General features: G+C 58.8%; 20 protein-coding genes. 17 read left to right on the top strand and 3 right to left on the bottom strand.

The window, feature by feature from the left end:
- Positions 1–13: 13 nt before the first annotated feature.
- A complete protein-coding gene (locus ACYQ0G_RS11525; protein ID WP_460102694.1) occupies positions 14–1,066 on the bottom strand; it encodes a sigma factor in 1,053 nt (350 codons plus the stop codon).
- A gap of 597 nt (positions 1,067–1,663) precedes the next feature.
- Here ACYQ0G_RS11525 and ACYQ0G_RS11520 point away from each other — a divergent pair.
- The 4 genes from ACYQ0G_RS11520 to ACYQ0G_RS11505 are packed head-to-tail and all read left to right on the top strand — an operon-like array spanning position 1,664 to position 6,290.
- Positions 1,664–2,131 (top strand): response regulator, encoded by a 468-nt coding sequence (locus tag ACYQ0G_RS11520; RefSeq protein WP_460102692.1) that lies wholly within the window; start codon positions 1,664–1,666, stop codon positions 2,129–2,131.
- A gap of 2 nt (positions 2,132–2,133) precedes the next feature.
- Positions 2,134–4,476, top strand: coding sequence for a sensor histidine kinase (locus ACYQ0G_RS11515; RefSeq protein ID WP_460102690.1), 2,343 nt, complete (start codon positions 2,134–2,136; stop codon positions 4,474–4,476).
- Positions 4,469–5,632, top strand: coding sequence for an EAL domain-containing protein (locus tag ACYQ0G_RS11510; protein ID WP_460102688.1), 1,164 nt, complete (start codon positions 4,469–4,471; stop codon positions 5,630–5,632). The genes ACYQ0G_RS11515 and ACYQ0G_RS11510 overlap by 8 nt, the downstream gene beginning before the upstream one ends.
- 49 nt (positions 5,633–5,681) lie before the next feature.
- Positions 5,682–6,290, top strand: a complete 609-nt coding sequence (locus ACYQ0G_RS11505) for a response regulator transcription factor (protein ID WP_460102686.1) — start codon at positions 5,682–5,684, stop codon at positions 6,288–6,290.
- Positions 6,291–6,348: 58 nt separating this feature from the next.
- Here ACYQ0G_RS11505 and ACYQ0G_RS11500 read toward each other — a convergent pair whose 3' ends face one another.
- Positions 6,349–7,722 carry an alginate export family protein gene (locus ACYQ0G_RS11500; protein WP_460102685.1) on the bottom strand — a complete coding sequence of 458 codons (1,374 nt, stop codon included), beginning with the start codon at positions 7,720–7,722 and terminating at the stop codon, positions 6,349–6,351.
- A gap of 204 nt (positions 7,723–7,926) precedes the next feature.
- On the opposite strand from ACYQ0G_RS11500, the gene ACYQ0G_RS11495 reads away from it, so the two are divergent.
- Positions 7,927–9,834 (top strand): methyl-accepting chemotaxis protein, encoded by a 1,908-nt coding sequence (locus ACYQ0G_RS11495; RefSeq protein ID WP_460102683.1) that lies wholly within the window; start codon positions 7,927–7,929, stop codon positions 9,832–9,834.
- A gap of 254 nt (positions 9,835–10,088) precedes the next feature.
- Positions 10,089–11,507 (top strand): methyl-accepting chemotaxis protein, encoded by a 1,419-nt coding sequence (locus ACYQ0G_RS11490; RefSeq protein WP_460102681.1) that lies wholly within the window; start codon positions 10,089–10,091, stop codon positions 11,505–11,507.
- A 381-nt stretch (positions 11,508–11,888) separates the two neighbouring features.
- On the opposite strand, the gene flaF is transcribed toward ACYQ0G_RS11490, so the two are convergent.
- Complete coding sequence (gene flaF / locus ACYQ0G_RS11485) at positions 11,889–12,251, bottom strand: flagellar biosynthesis regulator FlaF (protein ID WP_460102679.1); 363 nt, start codon at positions 12,249–12,251, stop codon at positions 11,889–11,891.
- Positions 12,252–12,406: 155 nt separating this feature from the next.
- On the opposite strand from flaF, the gene ACYQ0G_RS11480 reads away from it, so the two are divergent.
- The 11 genes from ACYQ0G_RS11480 to ACYQ0G_RS11430 all read left to right on the top strand — a co-directional run bounded on the left by ACYQ0G_RS11480 (position 12,407) and on the right by ACYQ0G_RS11430 (position 20,652).
- Positions 12,407–13,123 carry a hypothetical protein gene (locus tag ACYQ0G_RS11480; protein ID WP_460102677.1) on the top strand — a complete coding sequence of 239 codons (717 nt, stop codon included), beginning with the start codon at positions 12,407–12,409 and terminating at the stop codon, positions 13,121–13,123.
- An 84-nt stretch (positions 13,124–13,207) separates the two neighbouring features.
- The gene (gene motA / locus ACYQ0G_RS11475; RefSeq protein ID WP_460102675.1) at positions 13,208–14,092 is read left to right on the top strand and encodes a flagellar motor stator protein MotA; all 885 of its coding nucleotides are present in this window, start codon (positions 13,208–13,210) and stop codon (positions 14,090–14,092) included.
- Entirely contained in the window at positions 14,067–14,417 is a 351-nt protein-coding gene (locus ACYQ0G_RS11470) for an STAS domain-containing protein (RefSeq protein ID WP_460102673.1), read from the top strand. The genes motA and ACYQ0G_RS11470 overlap by 26 nt, the downstream gene beginning before the upstream one ends.
- Entirely contained in the window at positions 14,414–14,779 is a 366-nt protein-coding gene (locus tag ACYQ0G_RS11465; RefSeq protein WP_460102671.1) for a response regulator, read from the top strand. Before ACYQ0G_RS11470 ends, ACYQ0G_RS11465 begins: the two co-directional genes overlap by 4 nt.
- Positions 14,770–16,950 (top strand): chemotaxis protein CheA, encoded by a 2,181-nt coding sequence (locus ACYQ0G_RS11460; RefSeq protein WP_460102669.1) that lies wholly within the window; start codon positions 14,770–14,772, stop codon positions 16,948–16,950. Before ACYQ0G_RS11465 ends, ACYQ0G_RS11460 begins: the two co-directional genes overlap by 10 nt.
- A 29-nt stretch (positions 16,951–16,979) precedes the next feature.
- Positions 16,980–17,498: a chemotaxis protein CheW gene (locus ACYQ0G_RS11455; protein WP_460102860.1), complete on the top strand. Its 519-nt coding sequence runs from the start codon at positions 16,980–16,982 to the stop codon at positions 17,496–17,498.
- Positions 17,498–18,379, top strand: a complete 882-nt coding sequence (locus ACYQ0G_RS11450) for a CheR family methyltransferase (protein ID WP_460102667.1) — start codon at positions 17,498–17,500, stop codon at positions 18,377–18,379. The genes ACYQ0G_RS11455 and ACYQ0G_RS11450 overlap by 1 nt, the downstream gene beginning before the upstream one ends.
- Positions 18,376–19,401 (top strand): protein-glutamate methylesterase/protein-glutamine glutaminase, encoded by a 1,026-nt coding sequence (locus ACYQ0G_RS11445; RefSeq protein ID WP_460102665.1) that lies wholly within the window; start codon positions 18,376–18,378, stop codon positions 19,399–19,401. Before ACYQ0G_RS11450 ends, ACYQ0G_RS11445 begins: the two co-directional genes overlap by 4 nt.
- Positions 19,402–19,412: 11 nt before the next feature.
- Positions 19,413–19,802, top strand: a complete 390-nt coding sequence (locus ACYQ0G_RS11440) for a response regulator (protein WP_460102664.1) — start codon at positions 19,413–19,415, stop codon at positions 19,800–19,802.
- Between the two features lie 4 nt (positions 19,803–19,806).
- Entirely contained in the window at positions 19,807–20,319 is a 513-nt protein-coding gene (locus ACYQ0G_RS11435; RefSeq protein ID WP_460102662.1) for a chemotaxis protein CheD, read from the top strand.
- A gap of 42 nt (positions 20,320–20,361) precedes the next feature.
- Positions 20,362–20,652: a hypothetical protein gene (locus ACYQ0G_RS11430; RefSeq protein ID WP_460102661.1), complete on the top strand. Its 291-nt coding sequence runs from the start codon at positions 20,362–20,364 to the stop codon at positions 20,650–20,652.

Raw genomic sequence — 20,652 nt, 5'->3', positions numbered from 1 at the left:
CCGCCACGATCTTTCAGAGAGAAACTCTGCTGGATGGCGGGTGAGCTGCGACAGGCGGAAGTTTGGCACTATCGTTAGGTCGGGTCGCGGACTGGGCAGGCTGCGACACGGTGACCTTCCGATCATGCGGCTGATGCATTGCCGGCAGGATGCTGGCAGGAGTGGCGGCAGACGCAGGGCGCTTCGCTGGGGTACGGGTTTGCTCGGCCCCGACCTGCTCGGCAAGCATCGCGAAACGAGGATCGGTGTGGACTAAGCGTGACATGTGCTTGCTCGCGCGGCGCACAATTTGACGGATACGCTCGCGGGTCAGACTGGTGTCGAGGCTCAGCGCGAGCTGGGTATCGCGGGAAAACAGACTGCGCTCTATGATCGCGCGATCACGCTCTAGTCGTTCATGCAGCTTGGCTAGTTCGACTGGGTCGGGGCCGGCCAAATCCGCGCGAAAGCTCGCTGGAAGATCGGGTCGAAGGACACGAATATCTCTCGCGGGCTTGCGCGCCCGAGCGCGCTTGCGCAATTGTTCGATGCCGGTACGGCGTTCGCTATCGATATAGGCATCGAGGAGCTTCTCGCAGGTCTGTTGTGCGAGGTAGTCTGCTGCGGAAAACTCGGTCCTTTCCAAAGCGCCTTCATCTTCGATGAGGGCTTCCAGGCTCGTCTCCTCTCCTTCCGGGGTACTCGCCGCGGAATGAAGCGAAATGGTGACGGCGTCGACTTTGCGGGCGGAGGGGCGTTGATCCGTCATCAGACGGAAGCGCAAGCTCTGCAGTTCGCCGCGGATCTGCCAGTTGAGAAAGGTCGTGAACGTCGCCTTGGTCGGGTCGTACGCCTCGATCGCACGGTGAACTGCAATAGCGCAGACCTGCTCGGCGTCTTCATAATGGGCGACAAGACCGTACTGGCGGATGAAATGGCGAATACGCGGGGCGACGATCTTCAGAATGCCAGCGAAGCACCGGTCGATCTTAGCACGCTGCCTCGCAGAACCTTGAGTTCCATCTGAATTAGTGTGGGCAATAATCTCAGCAACTGCGACTTCCAGCGCTTCAGTACTTTTGGACATTAGAAATCTCCCCATGGCTTCAACTTGCTGCTGAGCAAGGGGTAGGGGATGCGCCCACCTTTATCGCTTCGGGTTTTGTCCTTTAAGAAATACTACAGAAACCACATTCAGTAACCTTACGCAGCCTTGCCTACGGGGAATCCCGGAGGCCGAAATCCGAGCTTCGAGCCCCCAAAGGGGGTTGCCCACAGAAGTCCTAAAAGACCATTGTGATGGCGAAATCACAACTAGCCGTAAGCCACCATAACGAAGCTCTCTCGGACGTATCCGCCGTGAATGAGCTAGAATGAACTCGAAGCTCCGCGCCCTCTGATCTGGCAAAATTGATGATGGTCATGCTGCTCATCGAAGAACGCAGGAGCAGATACAAAGTGGTTGATGATCGACGCCTCCGCAGAAGCCTAAGAGCTGATGGCCAACCGGTAATATGATGCTGCCCGGTCTCGCAATGTCCTCCACAATTGCAGCATCGCTGCCGCATTCCTTCCAAGACGAATTAAAAGGCTTTCTTCACGCACGACGCCGCGTCCTCAGGTCTAAAATAGTTCGGCAAGCTCGGGGACTGGCGACGCATTCACTTCCACTGTGACTGCTACAATGAGACTCTGGCGTAATGGAAAGATTCCCTCATCGTTTACAGTTTGGAAGCGTTTGTTTACCAATATATTTAAGGATGATTCTAACATCGAAAAATCGTTTATGATTTTGGTAGTGGAAGACGAAGCCGACGTCCGCGAGGAGTTGATCGAAATGCTCGAACTGCGCGGTTTCGCGGTTTGCGGCGCGGCCAGCGTTGCATCCGCGCTCGACACGGTGCGCGAAGCCACCACTCCGCTGATTTTATTGACCGATCTTCGTCTGCGCGAAGGGAGTGGTCTCAGCCTCATTCGTCAGATCGACTCGGATCCGGCTCTTCGGCCAAAAGTCGCGCGTTCGATCCTTATGACCGGGCATATCGACCTGACCGAAAAGGCCCAGGGCGATGTAGGCAAACAAGATATTCCCATTCTTTTCAAACCAGTCGATTTCAAGGTACTGCTACCTCTTCTGGCAGAAGGAGTGTAGCTATGAGGGACAGCCTCCTCTCGCCCGATCTGAACCGCCCGAAATTCAGCGCCGACACGCTCGCCAAGATGACCGGCCGGGGTTGGTTCGTAGCGATCTGCCTGTGCGTCGTCGCGGTCGCCGCAAGTTCGTTCCGTATCGTAGTCGCCCCAGGCTTCGAACTCTATCTGGGACCACTGTTTTACCTGCTCGCCTACCGTCTGGGTGGCCTGAAGCTGGCGATCCCAATGGTATTAATGACGATGGGGGCTTCATACTTCTGGTGGGGTCATGTCTTCACCATCGTCGTGGCGCTGGCGCATATTCTTTTCATCGACCGCGTACGTTTTGCTGGCCGGTCTCTCGCGACGGCAACCGTCACCTTTTTCCTGACGGTTGGAGCGGTGGCTGCCTACCTGTTCCTCCATTTCTATTACGGCGCATCCCCGACGATCATCGCGCTGGCGATTATCAGAAAAGTTCTAAACGAGGCGCTGATGGCCGCCCTCGTCGACCTTGCCGTATCGCTGCTGGCCGTCGACCTTTTCACCGGGCGCGTGACCCGGCGGTCGTCCATAACCCTATCAGAGCTACTGCCCGCCTCTATAACCCTGATCGTACTTACATCCGCTCTGGTTTTGTTCGTCGGAAGTGTCGATCGCTTCCCGCGTGATTTCAGGGCTTTCCAGGCAGAGACCAAGCTCCAGGTCCAGCTCCGGATCGGCAGAGCAATATTCAACGACGAACCCTTTCTTGGTTTGGCCCAGTTGCAGCAAGACGGAATCACTAGCCAGAAAGTGCTGATTTCCGATCAGGAGAGCGAACTGCGGACGGCGGCCTCTCTAAATGTCTTCGGATGCGAACGGATCGATGACGGGTCGCAGGTCACCGGGCCCAACGACCGCAACACCTTCGCTTATTGGGTGTCTGCATGTCACCTCGATCGGGTGCAGATAGCAAATCGCCCATTCTACTATCTTTATTCCATACGGCCGCTTGCCGAAAGCGCGTATCGCGGTGTCTTGCTCCAGATGCTCGGTCCGGCTCTCATCCTTTTCTTTGCGATCTTGCTTCAGCTTTTCGTCACGCGCTCGCTGGGAAGATCGCTGAAGGCATGGAAAGAAATTGCAGAAGGCTTTGGGCGCCCCGGCCTGTCGGCTCCGGGAAAGCTCGTGTTTAGCGAGTTCGAGCGTCCCATCGAGCGGATCGTGGTGGCCAATAATGGTTTCGCGGAGCTGGTGGAGGAACGAAAGGGCATCGCCCGCACTGTGAGCGAACTGAAGCAGGAAATGGACCTGACCTTTGCGGCGGATGTTCGCTTCGACCCGCCGACATCATCCCTACAGTTTAATGACATCAACATGGATCGGGCCGCGGTCAGGCGTATCGAAAGCGTTCACCCGAACGATTGCATGGCCTTCTCAGAAGCAATGAATGCCGGCGATGCGTTCATCGAGTTTCGCATGGAAGGGGAGAATTCGGGCGACTGGTACCTGCTCGTTGTCCGCGATCTGCTCGCGCCGGGCCATTGGCGCTCAGGATGGTTGGTGCGGCTGCGCCAGTCCAAACTAGCCCAGAACCGCATGCTCCAGCAAGCACGGTTGGTGGAGCTTGGAGGAATGGCCTCGGCCCTGAGCCATGAACTCAAACAGCCGCTCTTCACAATTTCACTTTGCGCTGAAAATGGCCGATTGCTGCTTGATCAGAACAATGGCGAGAGCGTGGCTCGGACGCGCGGCAAGCTGGATCGGATCAGCGAACAGGTTGACCGCGCGCGCGAAATCATAGGCCGCATTTCGGGCTATGCACGCATAGAGGATAGCGCACCCGAACCTTTGTATCTGGCCGAGGTGTTTAGCGCGACACTTAGCTTCATGAGGCCGTTGCTGGTCCAGCATGATGTCGGGGTGAGAGTGAACTTGCCCGACAGCCCTGGAGTAAGGATGCTCGCGCCGCGAGTTGGCCTCGAACAGGTTCTCGTCAACGCTATCCAGAATGCAGTCGATTCTATTGCCATGCGTCGTGAGGAAGAAGGGCATGACCTGACGGGATCTATCGAACTGTCGGTCATCCTGACGGGGGATGGAATCCAGATCAGCGTCGCCGACAATGGTGCGGGGCTCTCTCTGAATCATTCCCAAGAAGCTTTCAATGCCTTCACGACGACGAAGGACTCCGATCGTGGAACGGGGCTCGGGCTGTATATCTCTCGTCAGATTGTCATGGAAATCGGTGGCAAGATCGCCATTGAATCGCGTCAGGCACCCGAAAAGGGGGCGGTCCTCACGATGGATTTTCCCGACTGGGTCATCCTGCCCCATGAGAAGCCCAGCAGCGGTTTGCAGAACGAGGCCACGCATGCGTAGGCCCAGTATACATATCGTCGACGACGACGAGGACATCTGCGTCGAAATATGTAGCGCGCTATCAGCCTTCGACTATGAATGCTCATGGGCCAACTCGGCCGCCCGATTGACGGGGCTAGAGGGTCGCGAACCAGATATCCTGCTACTCGATCTGAATCTCCCGGACATTGATGGCTTTGAGATCATCAAGCGTCTTGCCGACCGCGAACATCAACCGCATCTCATCGTGGCTAGCGGCGAGGATCAGAGGATCATCGAAACCGCAATCCGGTATTCGAAGAAATTGGGTCTGGATGTCCTGGGTTCGCTTCACAAGCCGTATCCACTGAGTTCGTTGTTCGCCCTCATAGAGAGTTCTGCCACGGCGGCTCGAAGGACACCGGCCAACGACATTGCTGCTATCTGCGAATTAGCGCAAAACGGTGCGCTTGAACGCAACCAGCGCACCGTTTTTCAGTCCAAGCGTCGCCTATCTGACGGCGCTGTCGTGGGATATGAGGCGCTATTGCGCATATCGATTAATGGTACGCCAATCTCCCCGGAAGCAGTCTTCGAGCCCGCTGTAAATTTGACGACTCAAATTGCCGTGACGAAAGCGGTTCTGGACGATGCATTACATTTCGGATCGAACCTGCGCGGACTGGGCACCCCCGTCCCAGTTTCGATCAATTGCACTCCCGAAATTCTTTGCACGCCAGATCTGCCGGACATGGTTACCCGGGCAATGAAAGACTGGGAGATGCCTGCCGCCTCGCTCATTATCGAGATTACCGAGCATGTCGCTGGCCAATCGTTTGATGCGGTTGCCTCGGCCGCGTGCCGACTGGCAATGCGCGGCTGTGGCATCTCAATCGACGATTTCGGGCGAGGATCCACGAGCCTCGAGCGCCTGTTCGACCTACCGCTGGCCGAACTAAAAATAGACAAGCAGATTTTCTGGAAGTGCTTCGACGGGAATGAGCCGCCCGAGCTTCTTCAGGAAGTGATCCGGTATTGCGAAAAGCGCAACATCATTTCCACGGTGGAAGGCATAGAGACTGCTTCTCACCTCGATCATGCCTTAGCGCTGGGCGCCAACTGCGGACAGGGTTTCTTCTGGGATCGGCCAAGTATCTACGATCTGGAACCGACGCACCACTCAAAATGTATGACTTAAAGGCCGTGAAATGAGCAACCCCGCATCAAATCGAATTTGATTAAGGCTTATGCGTAGCATCTATATTGTCGATGATGATCAAATTATCCGGTCAGAGCTTTATAGCCTGCTCTCGGTTTATCCCGACACCGTTCTGCGATCGTTCGCCTCCGGTGACGATTTCATAGCGCAGTTGGATCAGCTGGATTCCGCGCTTGTCCTGCTCGACATGCACATGCCGGGCGCCAGCGGTCTCGACGTTCTTACCGCTATCCGGGATCGCCAGGACCTTTCGCCGATCATCATTACTGGACAGGGAGACACGCGGCTTGCCGTACAGGCGATGAAAGCAGGGGCAACCGATTTTCTCGAAAAGCCCTGCGAGCCAAAGGAACTTCTGAAAACAATCGACCTCGCCTTCGAGCGACTTGACGAGACCGGGGAGGTTATCGCGCGCACCGAGCAGGCTCAGGAAAAACTAGCGCGGCTTTCTATGCGTGAACGAGAGGTCCTTGAAGGCCTGATCGAAGGGAAACCGAACAAGATCATTGGCTACGAACTGGATATCAGTCCACGCACGGTCGAGGTTTACCGGGGTAAGATGATGGAAAAACTGGAAGTCCAGAGCCTTTCCGAAGCACTGCGCCTCGCATTTACCGCAGGTGTCGTAGAGGCCTGAGAACAGGGCCACGCGGGAAAGGGGGAAGCCGCGTGGCCCTGAACCGGGGGCGCTATGATCAGAAGCTGAAGGTCACGTCCGAGAAGACGTACCGCGTGTCTCCAGTAGCGGGTGCATTCGCAGCCTCTTCGAGGAAGCGTCCTTTGCTTAGATAGGCACCGCCAAGCCCAAAGCGCAGCACTTTAGGCACGATCCAGTAACCCAGAGAACCTTCGATCTGCGTGCCGGCAAAGCGGCCCACGCTGCCGGACGGATCCTTGACGCCAGTTTTTGCAAAGGAATCCTTGGCGCTCTGCAGCCACGCGAGACGAGCCGAGACCGACCCGTCAATCGGCTTGTCCGGCTTTGCGGAAAGGCGCAGGCCAGGGGAGATGATGTTGGCAAAGGATAGCGGACCGAAATTGGCGGTTTGGCCGAAAGTACTGCGGCGGCCCCCGAAAAGGGAATCGAAACGCGTGTAATCGTTGCCTTGGCCGTCCCCCGAAGCTGCATCAAAAAGTGCTGCGATGTGCAAGCCGGTCGATGGGCTACTAAGAGAGTGACCGACCTCGGCGTGCAGCATCCAAGCCGAAACGTCCTGCTTTGGGGCAGTAACGGCCTTGCTCGTGCGGATGGTGCCCAGCTGATATGCGGCCTCGAAATCAAAATCGATGGCCCCTTGCTTGGGTTTGCGCACGAAACGCAGTCCGGGGGTGTAGAGACGCCGGTTGCGCGTCGCACGGTCAGACCGATCGTCTTCCAATAATCCGTAGCCATACAGTTCGAGTGTCGCACCCAGTCTGCCGAGCTTGGTCTGATAGTGGGATCCGAAGAGCTGGAGATCGGTCCCTTCTCGGTCAAGCTCGAACTCGTTGTCTCGAATGGATGCGGTATCGCTGGGGCGCCGCTCCTGCGGCATGGTCCAGAAGGCGCTGATCTTATCGCCGCCGACACCCTCGAAAGCGAACTGCGCTCCAGTGAACGAGGTGGTCACGTTGGAAAAGCCGACGCGGCCCACCAGTCGTCCGGAACCTTGCTTCATCGTGAAACGGCCCAGTTGCAAGCTACCATTCAGGCTACCAGCCACCTCGCCCAGGTCGGCTGCAACATATGCTTGTATCGGCTCGAGTGCGTTCACCGTTGAAATGCCTGCGGTCGAGCCGGGGTCGATCCCGTAAGCCCTCGCATCCTGCAATTCGCCGACGAAACGCACTGGGCCGCTCGCATATTCCGCTTTCACCAAAGTCCGGCTCGACCAAATCGTTTCATCGGGGAGCTTGCCCGGTCGGAATTCGTTCTCGATCCGCTCAACTCGTGCACGAACGCTGCCTTCGATCGAGAAGCCGTCACCCTGTTCGGTATCATCCGCCGCTAGCGCCGGGGCAGGCAATGCGGTCAGCGTCGCCATCGCGACGAGAGAGGTCCGAAGACCCGGATAGGCACTCAAAGTCATAATCTTCTCCGAAAGGAAACCGTGCTGCCCTTATAGGAGGTTCAGACAAGCTGCCGGTCGGCAAAGGCAGATTTTCTGCGCAGCACCGAATGGTCTTCGCCGGCGCGACATTTTCAGCCCGCCCGCCCTCCTCGGCTCGACTCATTCTATAATGGGCGCACGATCCGTTCGGTTTTCTTGCCGGCTAATATGGAGTGAGAATAAATGCTAAGTCGCCTTAATGACTGGCCACTATCGCGGAAGATGTTGATCGCTTTTGGCGCGCTGTTCATCGCTTTCGCTGCGATGGTGACGACCACCTTTGTATCAGAAAGATCAGCAGCCGCTTCGGCCGTGCAGAGCAACAAGCGGGGCCTCGCCGCTGTTTCTGCACTTGCTCGCGTACAGGACGAGATCAAGCAATACCGAATTCTGGTATTCGCACACGTAAACCGGCTCAACGAAGAGGACCGGATCAACACCGAGCAACGCATGGAAAAGGCGAATGTCGCGCTTCATACAGCGATGGAAGACTTTGCCGAAGCGGCAGAGCTTTCGGAACGTCCTGACGAGCCGGTAGCCCGTCAATATGCGGACTTGGAAACGGCGGTGGACCGGCTTGAGTCAACGAACCAGGAGCTCATTGCGATCAGCACCTCGCAACCGCGTGAAGTGGCCGTACAGTTCCTGCGCACCGACGCCAAGGAAGCCTCACATGGCGCCATTGGGGCTGTCGATACTTTAGTCAACGACGTAGTCGACACTCGCCAGGCTGCCTTCGAAGAAGCGCGCGCATTCGGTGAGCAGTTGAAGATGATCTCCATACTGATTTCCCTGTTCGGGATCCTCACGCTCGCTGGAATCTGGTACGGGCTGAACAAGAGTGTTGCCAACCCCCTCGCGGCGCTGGCGGACACCACGCAGCGCCTCGCCGGCGGGGCCGATCTGGCAGTCCCTTCCACCGACCGCAAAGACGAGGTCGGCCAGATCGCCATGGCGGTCGACAGCTTTCGGATTGCTGCGGCGGAGCGACAGGATACGGCTGCGCGCGAAGCGGAGGAACAGCGTGTCGTCACGACCGCGCTCAGCACCGGCCTCACCTCGCTGTCGGAAGGCGATCTGACGAGTGAAGTGAAGATCGATTTCCCGCCAGCCTACGCAGAGCTAAAGTCCAATTTCAATCAAGCTGTCATCGGTCTGCGCGAAATGATCGCGGCGGTCGGCGCAAGCGCCGAGGCCATTGGCACGGGCTCTCGAGAAATTGCTCAGGCATCGGAAGACCTTGCCCGCCGCACGGAAAGCAATGCAGCAAGCCTGGAAGAAACTTCCGCCTCGCTGACCCAGATCGACGAGCGGCTAAGGAACTCGGCCAAGTCTGGCCAGCAGACTGTTGCACGCGCCGACACGGCGATTTCCACGGTCAAGGACGGTCGCTCTATAGCTGATGAGGCGGTGCAGGCGATGGGTCGCGTTAGCGAAAGCGCAAAGGGGATCGACGCGGTTATCGAAGGGCTCGACAAGATTGCCTTCCAGACCCGAGTGCTCGCCATGAATGCTGCGGTCGAAGCGGGCCGTGCAGGCGAGGCCGGACGTGGTTTCGCCGTGGTTGCCGACCTCGTAAGCGCACTGGCAATGCGCGCCGAAGAAGAAGCCAAGCTCGCGCGTGATCAGCTGACCGTGACGCAGACCGATATCGGCACTGCCGTGGATGCCGTGCAGCGTGTCGATGGAGCCCTCTCCGACATCACCGATGGCGTGAGCGAGGTGCACAACCTGCTAGGCACCATGGCTGCCGATAACCAGACCCAGTCCTCTTCGGTGACCGAGATCAGCTCGGCCATCTCCAGCATGGACCAGAGCACACAGCAGAACGCTGCCATGGTAGAAGAAACCTCCGCCGCAGCACGCAACCTGCTGAGCGAAGTCGCGGCGCTTTCGGAGAATGCGGCGAAGTTCAACACCGGCGCCAAAGCTGCCCTGCGAAAGCCAGGCAACGCGCCGGTCAAGGTGACCGCACCAGCATCGAAAGCGACCACTCCGTCGCGTAGTCACGAAGATGCCTATGTTTCGCCGGTCGCGCCGCTGCGCTCGAACGGAGCGGATCACGGTGCGGCCGACTGGAACGACTTCTAGCTCCTCGTTCAACGCCAGGTCGGCCATTTTCGTGGTGCGGCCGGCCTGGCGCGCCTGTCTCATTCCTCAGCGTCTCGTTGATCACGACATGCTTGGTAACGAGATTGTGATGACCTCCGAAAATCTACTTAGTCATCGAGATTCCGGTTCAATTGCCAGGTTTCACGGCTGAACCCTTCTATAATGCCCACATTCGAGTTTGGCGGGACAGTCTATCCAAACGAATTGTCGCATCACAAGAACAAGGAATGACCATGCACTGGTTTCGCACAATAGCTCCGATCAGGTTGAAGTTGCTGGTGGCCTTCGGGTCACTTACCGCGCTCTGCGCGTCTGTTGGCATCGTCGGACTGGTGATCGGGGATGTGATCACGATGGTTGCCGGTGCGGTAGCCGTCGTGATCTCCGTCGTTCTCGGCGTCCTTTATCGCGCCAATATCGCCGACCCGTATGTCGCGACGGTGGTGCGCATGGAAGGCCTCGCCGCTGGTGACCTCGATTCCCCGATCGAATTCGTAGAATACCAGGACTGTGTTGGTCGTATCACCCGGGCCATGTTCACCTTCCGCGATGCTGCCGTCGAACAGAAGCGGCAAGCCGATGAGCAGGCCGAGGTGGTTAGAGTCCTGGCTGCGCACCTTGGCAAGCTGTCCGAAGGCGACCTGACTGCCGAAGTGAGCGCCGAATTCCCCTCCGCATACGCCGATCTCAAGACCAATTTCAACGAAGCGGTCGTGCGCCTTCGTGAAATGATCTCGGCCGTGGCCGACAGCGCCGATGCGATCGGCACGGGCTCACGCGAAATTGCGCAGGCGTCTGAGGATCTGGCGCGTCGGACTGAAGGCAATGCGGCGAGCCTCGAGCAAACCTCCGCCTCGCTAGCGCAGATAGACGAGCGGCTCCGTGCGACCGCCAAGTCGGGCCAGAAAACTGTCGAACGTGCCGATACCGCTATATCCACGGTCAAGGATGGCCGCTCGATCGCCGACGAGGCGGTGCAGGCGATGGGCCGCGTTAGCGAAAGCGCAAAGGGCATTGATGCCGTCATCGAAGGCCTCGACAAGATTGCCTTCCAGACCCGAGTGCTCGCCATGAATGCTGCGGTCGAAGCGGGTCGTGCAGGCGAGGCCGGACGTGGCTTCGCGGTCGTGGCTGATCTTGTTAGTGCGCTCGCCATGCGCGCCGAGGAGGAAGCCCAGCTCGCCCGTGACCAGCTGACCGTGACGCAGACCGATATCGGCACCGCCGTGAATGCGGTTGAGCGCGTTGATGGTGCGCTGGCCGAGATCACTGAGGGAGTGGGCGAAGTTCACAACCTGCTTGGCACCATGGCCGCCGACAATCAGACCCAGTCCTCTTCCGTGACCGAGATCAGCTCGGCCATCTCCAGCATGGACCAGAGCACGCAGCAGAACGCTGCCATGGTGGAAGAAACCTCCGCCGCGGCCCGCAACTTGCTGAACGAGGTATCTTCACTGTCTGAGCGAGCTGCGCTGTTCCAAACCGGCAAGGCGGCTACCAGCGCATCCAAAGTGACCGTCACTGCGCCAGCGTCGAAGGCGCGATCGCTTCCGACGCCTATCGAGAAGCCTGCGACCACCTACGTCTCCCCTGTCGCGGCCCTGCCCGCAAACGGCGCAGCGAGCTCTGCAGACGACTGGAACAATTTTTAAGCCGACATTCTGTCAAGTGTCAGGACGGCCGTCGCATCGAGAGAAGCGGCGGCCGTTAGATTGTGCTTAGGCAGGGGCTTCGCCAGATTCCATGCGGGCTACGGGCGATGCCTCTAGCGAAAACTGACGTCGGTATGAGCAAAACCGACCGCGCGTGCGCCCCTGCACAGCATTAAGAGGCTGCGGCATGAAAGCTGGGCTGATAGAATTAGACTTTCAGTAAAACGGGGGTCGTCGGTTCGGGAGAACCGTTGGCCCGGCCAATGCTTCACTGACCAATTCATAGGGAACGCCTTAGCGTCCGACTTGCTATGTTCAGCAAATAAAAAAGGGAGCGACAGCCAATCTGTCGCTCCCCTTCAGAGCTGCAATCGACTGTCTTCAGACAGTCGCAAGGCGATGCGCGGCGAGACCTTCCATCACAGAGCGGTTTACTTCGATAAGATCATCGACGCTCTCGCGCCCGGCAATAACCTCACTAGAGAAACGATCAATCCATAAGGCGAGCGAAATGATCGAAGCACGAAGCTGATCGGGAAGTTCGTTGCCTGGTGCAGCGCAATCGGCTGAGAACAGATTCCACATTTCCCGATTTCTATGCAGCGGCTCGGCCAGCTCGGCCCGTTCTTTGCGCGCATCGCGGGCACTGATCATCTCTCCGGTGATCTGCCCCATCAATCGATGCTCGATATCACGGGGCGCTTCAGAGAGTCGGCGAACACTCTGGTAAGAGGCAAGCGACATCAAAAACTCCTATGGCGGTGTCATTCTATTCTAGACGGTCCGCTCATTCCCTGTGCTTTAAGGAGGCATTTTAAAGGGCCTTTGCCCCCACCAGTGCCTGCCAACCTCCTATAATCGATGAGCACTCAGCATTCGTGTGAATAGAGGACTTTTCGATGGATTTACCCAGCCACCCCCTCGCCAGGGTGCGCCTTGCCTTTAGTGAGACGCTCAAGACAGCCGGGGTTGAACGGGTATACGCTATCGGGGACCTCGATCCGCTGAGCCAGGATTTCCTTTCCCAGTTCACACAAACTGGTGGCAAGTTCGAAAAACTCGATTGCACTTGCTGCGTGTCCACATTTCCTGGAACTTCCGGCAGCTGCGCCTGGATCCTGCCACCAGTCACCAACTACTATCACGCCTATCGCTTGCTGCATGGCATCCGGGCGATGTGCGCGATGCACGCGACACCGTTTCTGGTGCTTTGTCCGAAGCTTGAAAGCGCGATTATCCGCCGGGACTATTACATCGGCAGCTCTCAGGTTCCACCCGCATGGCGGCACTGCTCCGAAAGCTGTGTGATGAGCGGCAAAACGAGTGAGCGCGCGGCCTTCAAGGGTGGTCTGCGCAACGGGGTGCTTACGGCAATCGAGGATTTCACCGAGGAGCTTTGGGATGAAGGCACTGCGCTCGTTCATATTTTCCTGCCCACTCTTGGAGGGTTCTGCGCCCTATTCGATGTGGACGCCGACTGGTCAGCCAAGCTCGCGTATGACCTCGCCGCGTTTCATGAAAATGCTGCAGTCGCGCCGATGAGCGAACAGGAACTGCGAGACTATCTTGCAATGATCGAGCGATCCGGCCGACGCCCGGGAGAGGCCGCACAATAAACAGCCCCGCCGATCCCCACGTCGGTTGCGACCGAACTATAATTCAATTCAGTTTCCACATTCACGAAAGCGACGAAGCCCACCATGGTTAATGGCATCGGCCTTATCATTATCCTGGTTTGCGTGTTCGGCAGTTTTATCATGGCCGGCGGCAAAATGGACATCATTTCTCATGCGCTCCCGCATGAGATGATGGCTATCGGTGGCGCAGCCATCGGGGCGTTCCTCGTCGCCAATTCGATGCCCGTGGTCAAGAAGGCGGGCAAGGGCATCGTGCGCTCTTTCAAAGGGCCCCGGTGGAAGGAAAACGACTATCGCGATCTCCTGACGATGCTGTTCAGCTTGCTGACCACCTTCCGGAAAGGCGGCGCAACAGCAGTCGAACCACATCTCGACGATCCCGAGGAGAGCACTCTCTTCAACCGCTATCCGCGTATTCTCGCCGATCATCATCTAGTGGAGTTCATCTGTGACTACCTGCGGATGATGACGGTCAATTTCGAAGACCCGAACCAGATGACCGAAGCGATGGAAAACGACATCGAGCGGCATCACCACGAAGAGTTGGAGCCGCAGCACGCTCTCCAGGTAATGGCTGATGGCCTGCCTGCCATCGGCATCGTCGCAGCGGTGCTGGGTGTCATCAAGACGATGGGCTCGATTGATCAACCAACCGAAGTGCTCGGCGCAATGATCGGCGGCGCACTGGTAGGGACCTTTCTCGGCGTCCTTCTCTCATACTGCCTGGTCGGCCCGCTCGCGGCAAAGCTTCATGAAACGATTGAGGCCGATTCCAAGCCATTCAATATCGCAAAGACCGCAATCATCGGCCACGCACAGGGCCTGCCCACGCAGGTCGCAATCGAAATCGCCAGGCGCATGACCCCCTCGAGTTACGCGCCCTCCTTCCAACAACTCGAGACCGCACTTGAGGAGGCGAGCAATGAACTCAACGCCCAACCCGCCTGAAGACGATACGCCGCCACAAGCCGGCACCGAAAAAACGCCGGGGCCGCTCAAGCTTCCCGCCAACGGCACCACCGCTTCAGCGGAGGAGCTTCGCATCCAATTGGTCCTGCTCCTCGACGGACAGAACCCGACCGAGATCGACGCAAGCGAGGTGGAAAACATCGGTCAGGCCGTTTTGCAGTTGCTGGTCGCCGTCCAAGCGGAGGCGCGTACTGCCAACCGACCTCTGTCGTTCGTCAATCCGAGCGCGGCCTTCCGCGACCGCATCGAACGTTGCCGACTTACCGAACAGATCGGCCTACCCCCTGAAGGAGTTGCCGCGTGACCAAACGCATTCTGACCGTCGACGATTCCGCGAGTATGCGCATGCTGCTTAAGGCCTCGCTGACCAAGCAAGGGTTTCATATCGAGACCGCCGATGATGGCGAGCACGGTTTGGAGCGCATGTCCGAGCTATCCCCGGACTTGCTCATCACCGACATCAACATGCCCAAGATGGACGGTTTCGAACTTATCGAAGCGGTGCGAAGCAAATCGGAGTTCCGCGGGACACCCATTCTCGTCCTATCGACCGAATTCTCTGACGAGAAAAAGTCAAGGGCACGTAGCGCTGGCGCGACTGGCTGGATCACAAAGCCATTCGATCCCGACAAACTGGGAGCGGCAATTCGCCGGGTATGCCCGTGAGCGACGATCTCGACGATATCCAGGCGATCTTCTTCGAAGAATGCAACGAAGGTCTGGCGACCGCCGAGGAAGGCCTCAGCGCTATGGCCGACGGCGACACCTCAGCCGACGTGATTGCAGGCGTGTTCCGTGCGGTCCACTCGATCAAGGGCGGCGCCGGCGCCTTCGGGCATGAAGCGCTACAGAGCTTCTCCCACATCTTCGAGAATGTTCTCGACGAAGTGCGCGCGGACCGGATCGAACCGACAGTTGATGTCTGCCGCACAATGCTGCTGGCCTTCGACGTGCTGTCAGATCACGTGCAGGCGGCACAGGGCCATTCCGGTCTGCCGGATGATGCCGCCATGCTCGCAGATCTCGAGGCAGTCTTAGCCGGGAACGACGCTGACGCCACGGGTTCAGCCCCCCCACCCCCAGCTGTCGCTGCAGCAAACGAGGCTGCCAGTGAAGCCGACGAGTTCGGCTTCATGCCGGTGGTAGTGGATATTGAAGACCTCGACGGCGATCCCCTAGCCTTGCCCGAAGACAGCGAGCAGAGCCCGGGTAACTGGTCAGTCTTGTTTGCGCCTTCGCGCGATGCAATGGCTAATGGCGGTGAACCCCTGCTGGTCCTGCGCGAACTTGAGCGGCTAGGCGGCGAAGTCACTGATGTCGACACCGCGATGCTCCCGCCCTTGCGTGACCTTGATCCGGAAGGTGCCTATTTCAGCTGGTCAATCCGAATGCCGGACACGGTAGAGCGATCGGAGATAGAAGAGGCGTTTGAATTCGTCGCCCCCGATTCAACAATTGAGATCGCGCAGGAAACCTCGCCACCTGCTGTGCAGGTCGAAACAGACCGACAGCCGGAACTCGAAGCAGTCGAACAACAGGACACTGCAAAAACTGCTCCCGCTTCGGTAGCTCAACCGGCAAAGGATTCTGCCCCAGCAACCGAGACGAAAGCTGCGTCTGGTCCGGCGATTTCCGAGGCCAAAGTGATTGAGGCACCGCAGAATATCCGTGTCGAGGTTTCCAAGCTCGACATGCTGCTCAACCTCGTGGGCGAATTGGTGATCCGCAATTCGATCCTGTCGGACCGCCTCTCTTCGGCCGACCAGCAGCGTGTCGAACTGCCCGAACTCGCACGGCTGACGCGTGAGATTCAGGACAACGTCATGTCTTTGCGTGCGCAGCCAATTCGCCAGGCGTTCTCGCGCGTGCCGCGGATGCTCCGCGAGCTATGCTCGGCGACCAATAAGAACGTCGTACTCGACATGTCGGGCGAGACGACCGAGGTGGACAAAAGCGTAATCGAGAAGATCGGCGAACCGCTGACCCATATGATCCGCAATGCCGTCGATCACGGGATCGAAGGCGCGGAAGAGCGCGTGGCGAAAGGCAAACCCGCCCAAGGCAACCTTAAATTGTCCGCGGAGCAGAAGGGGGCGCGCATCTTCCTGCGCGTGGCCGATGACGGGCGCGGGATAGATCGCGAACGCGTGCTCGCCAAGGCGGTTGAGAAGGGCATTGTCGCCGCCGATGCAACCTTGAGCGATGAAGAGATCGACAATCTCATCTGCGCTCCCGGCTTCTCTACGGCCGAGCAGATCTCGTCTATCTCCGGGCGCGGTGTGGGTATGGATGTGGTGCGCAGTAACGTCGAAGCGCTCGGTGGACGGATAGAGATCAGTTCGGTGCCCGGCAAAGGTACCACCTTCACGATGATCCTTCCCCTAACACTGGCGATCCTCGACGGCATGGTGGTCCGCCTTTCCGGCCAGCGCTACGTCCTGCCGCTCTCGAACGTTGTCGAGACCGTCCAGCCCGAGCCGGGCCAGATGCGTCCGGTCGCCAACAGTTCGGAAGTGATCGACATGCGCGGAACCTACGTGCCAGTGAAGCGCCTTTCGGAGCTGTTCCAGTTACCGCCCGCCGATCGCGATGACGAGGACAGTGTTGTCATCATCGTCGAAACCGACGCGGGCAATGTAGGCCTCATGGTGGATACGATCGAGGACCGTCGCGAGGTGGTTATCAAGAGCCTCGACCAGAACCTCTATCCGATCCGCGGTCTCGGCGGAGCCACCATCCTCGGCGACGGCTCAATCGCGTTGATCCTCGATATCGAGGCGCTTGTGGCCTCATCCAACTCTCCCAACAAATTCGTTCTGAAAGGAATGGCAGCATGACTACCAACGAAACCGCCGAGCGTACGCCGATGACCGATGCCCCCATCACAGTAGGCGACGCGGACCACATCGACGACGCCGAGCACAAGATCGTTACCTTCCTGCTTGGCAAGCAAACTTTCGGAATCGACATGGCAGCACTGATCGAGATTCGCGAGTGGGAAGACCCAACCCCACTCCCCAGCGTCCCTTCCTATATCAAGGGCGTCACGAACCTTCGCGGCCATGTCGTACCCGTGGTCGGCCTTGCCGAGCGCCTCGGCTGGGAGCCGAGCGTACTGCACGCGCGCTCATGCATTCTGGTGGTCAATATCGATGGCAAGCATGCCGGCTTCTTGGTCGATGAGGTGGCTGACATCGTGTCGGTCGCGGACAGCGCCATCCAGCCGGCCCCCGAGGTCGAAGTGACCGAAACCAGCGTAATCCGCGGTCTGGTCGAAATCGGTCAGCGGAGCAAGGAAAGCTCGGAACAGAAGGACCTGATCATGGTCTCGCTACTCGAACTCGAGAAGCTCAGCCCCACCCGTCATTTGGACTTGGCCGCCTGATGACGCTCGCGCTCTCCCCTATCGGACAGCCTCCCGTATCCGCTCCCGAGGAAGCGCGGCTTGAACAGCGCGACTTCGCGCGGGTCGCCGCTATCGTGGATCGCGAAGCGCGCATTGCGCTTCCGCCCACCAAGGCAACGCTCGTCTTTTCGCGCTTGAGCCGCCGATTGCGCGAGCGTGGATTGGCCAGCTTTCGAGACTACCTGGCCTTGGTCGAGAACGATGCCGAAGAGCGTTCAACGATGGTCGAGGCGTTGACCACAAACCACACGCACTTCTTCCGCGAGGCGCATCACTTCGACCACTTCAGGGAAGTCGTCCTGAGCGAACTTCAGGGCCGCGCCCGCGCGGGGGAAGCAGTCAGGCTCTGGTCGGCGGGAAGCTCGAGCGGCGAAGAAGTCTACTCGCTGGTGATGTGCATGCTCGGGAAGTCGCGATCCGAAGCGCGCTGGGCGTTGGAGGCCAACGTTAAAGTCCTCGCAACCGACCTCTCCGCACGTGTAGTCGCCACCGCAGCGCGCGCGATCTATACGGAAGCCACGGTCAAGCCAATTCCGGAAGAGTATCGGAGCCAGTGGCTGCGTAAAGAGGGCGAGGACTATGCGGTCGTCGACGAGGCGCGGCGTCTTGTTACCGCGCGTGTGCTCAACCTGTTTGGCGAGTGGCCGATGCGCCAACAATACGACGTTATCTTCTGCCGCAACGTCATGATCTATTTCGACGACGCTGCGACCTCCGATCTAATCGCCAGGTTTGCGCGGCTCCTGCGGCCCGGTGGATACCTCTACATCGGCCATTCTGAACGCTTGATTGGTCCTGGTGCAGACGTACTGACCGGTTGCGGCCAGACGATCTATCGCAAGGAAGGGAGTCTCCGATGACCTCCCCCGTTCGTACCTTGGTGGTGGACGACAGCGCTGCAATGCGCGCTATGTTGAGCGCCGCGCTCGATGCCGATCCTGGCATCGAGGTGGTGGGTGCCGCCCCGGAGCCACATACGGCGCGGAAAATGATGCGGGAACTCGATCCCGACGTGGTCACTCTCGACGTGGAGATGCCGGGAATGGACGGCCTCTCGTTCCTGGAGAAGATCATGCGGCTGCGACCAACACCCGTCGTCATGTGCTCCTCGCTAACGACCCATGCTGCCGAAGTGACCATTGAAGCCCTGCGTCTCGGCGCGGTCGACTTTGTGGCCAAGCCGAACGGATCGGGCGGAGACATGGCGCACGCTGCTGCAGATCTATGCGAGAAAGTCAAAGCTGCGGCGCGCTCGCAAGTCCGACATTCACGGAGACCTACAGCTCCCGCGCCAGCCCTTGAAACAGGAAATGGGTTTTTTGGCGATCGCGTGATTGCGATCGGCTCCTCCACCGGCGGGGTTGATGCGCTATTCGCGATCCTGCCTTCGCTGCCCGAAGATGCGCCCCCGATACTGGTCGTACAGCATATGCCCCCGGCGTTCACCGCCAGCCTTGCGCAGCGGCTAGACGGCGCGTGCGCAATGAAAGTTGTTGAAGCGTATGATCGTGCGCCGATCGAACGTGGAACCGTCTATATTGCTCCTGGGGGCGAGCACCACATGGTGCTCTCCGGCCGGACCGTCCGCCTCATCGATGGCGACCGGGAAACCGGCCACCGCCCATCGGTAGACATGCTCTTTCGTTCGGTGGCACCGCTCGGCCCCAAGGGCTTGGGTGTAATCCTGACGGGCATGGGCGAAGACGGCGCGGCGGGCCTTTTGGCAATGCGCGAAGCGGGTGCCCGGACCTTCGGCCAGGATGTGCAGTCCTGTGTCATCTACGGCATGCCGCGTGCGGCCGCCGCGGTAGGCGCGGTGGAAAGAGAAATCAGTCTGTCTGCGATGCCGATGGCGATCATCGGCGCCTGCCGCAGCAAGTAAGGGGATCGGTTATGCCGGCAGCGGCCGCAATCAAAGTAATGGTGGTCGACGACCAGACCAGCATGCGCGCGATGATCCGCCGCACGCTTCAGGATCTGGGCTTTCGCGACGTACGCGACAAGGCGAGCGCGACCGAGGCGCTCGACGATGTGCGTTCAAATCGCGTCCACCTTATCATTTCCGACTACAATATGCCCGAAATGGACGGGCTGCAGTTCCTGCAGGAAGTGCGCAAGGATTCTGTCATCGGAAAGACAGTCTTTATCATGCTGACCGCGTCGGCGGAAAAGGAAATCGTCCAGAAGGCCGCAGAGATGGGCGTCAACAATTACGTGGTGAAACCGTTCACGCCTGCGGCTCTCAAAGAGAAGATAGAACGCGTCTTCGGGGCCTTGACCTGAGCCCATGAAACGCATCTCGATCATCCAGGGCGAACATCGCGTGCTAGGCGAACCGGAAGTCATGCTGACAACCGTGCTCGGATCGTGTGTGGCCGTATGCCTCCACGATTCCGTGGCCCGCATCGGCGGCATGAACCACTTTCTGCTCGGTGAACCTAGCGCTGGGCACAACCTTCAGCCCGAGGAAATGCAGCGCTACGGCGTGCATGCGATGGAACTGCTCATCAACGCGATGATGCAGGCGGGCGCAGTGCGGGAACGGCTTTGCGGCCATCTATACGGCGGCGCCAACATCATTGCCGGGCTTGGCGCGATTGGCAGCAGCAATGCTGCCTTCGCCCGCCGCTTCATGGAGACCGAAGGGCTGCAGATCAGGCATTGCGACCTTGGCGGCACAAGCGCCCGCAAGGTCGAATTCCTACCCTTTGCCGGCAAGGTGCGCTCCAACAAGGTTAACGACGTCCCGCTCGAGCAGCGTCCGCAACGTATCGCCACAAACGACGTCGAGCTTTTCTGAGTTGCCCGGCCCGAACATACTTTTGCTTCATCAGGATCGATCATGAACTCTGTCGAAAATCATACTGCCGAACTCTGCCGGGCAATCGCTGAAGAAATTCGCCAGGTTGGACTTCTGGTAGAAGAACTCGCAGCGGTGCTGGTCTCCGACGAGGAGGTTGCGCTAAAGCATATTCACCGTCTGCAGGCTTTCGATCTAGTGATCCAGCGGACCGGCGAGAGTGCTCGGCTGCTCGACAGGCTGGCTTCGGGCGTGCACTCGCACCAGGCGATCGATGCTGTATCGCTTGAAGCGCTGCAGAACCGACTGCGTGCGGCGACACGGCCTAACTGA

It is taken from the genome of Qipengyuania triglochinis, from assembly GCF_054655615.1.
The sequence above is the reverse complement of the archived record's forward strand: the minus strand, read 5'-3'. Positions and strand labels throughout refer to the sequence as shown.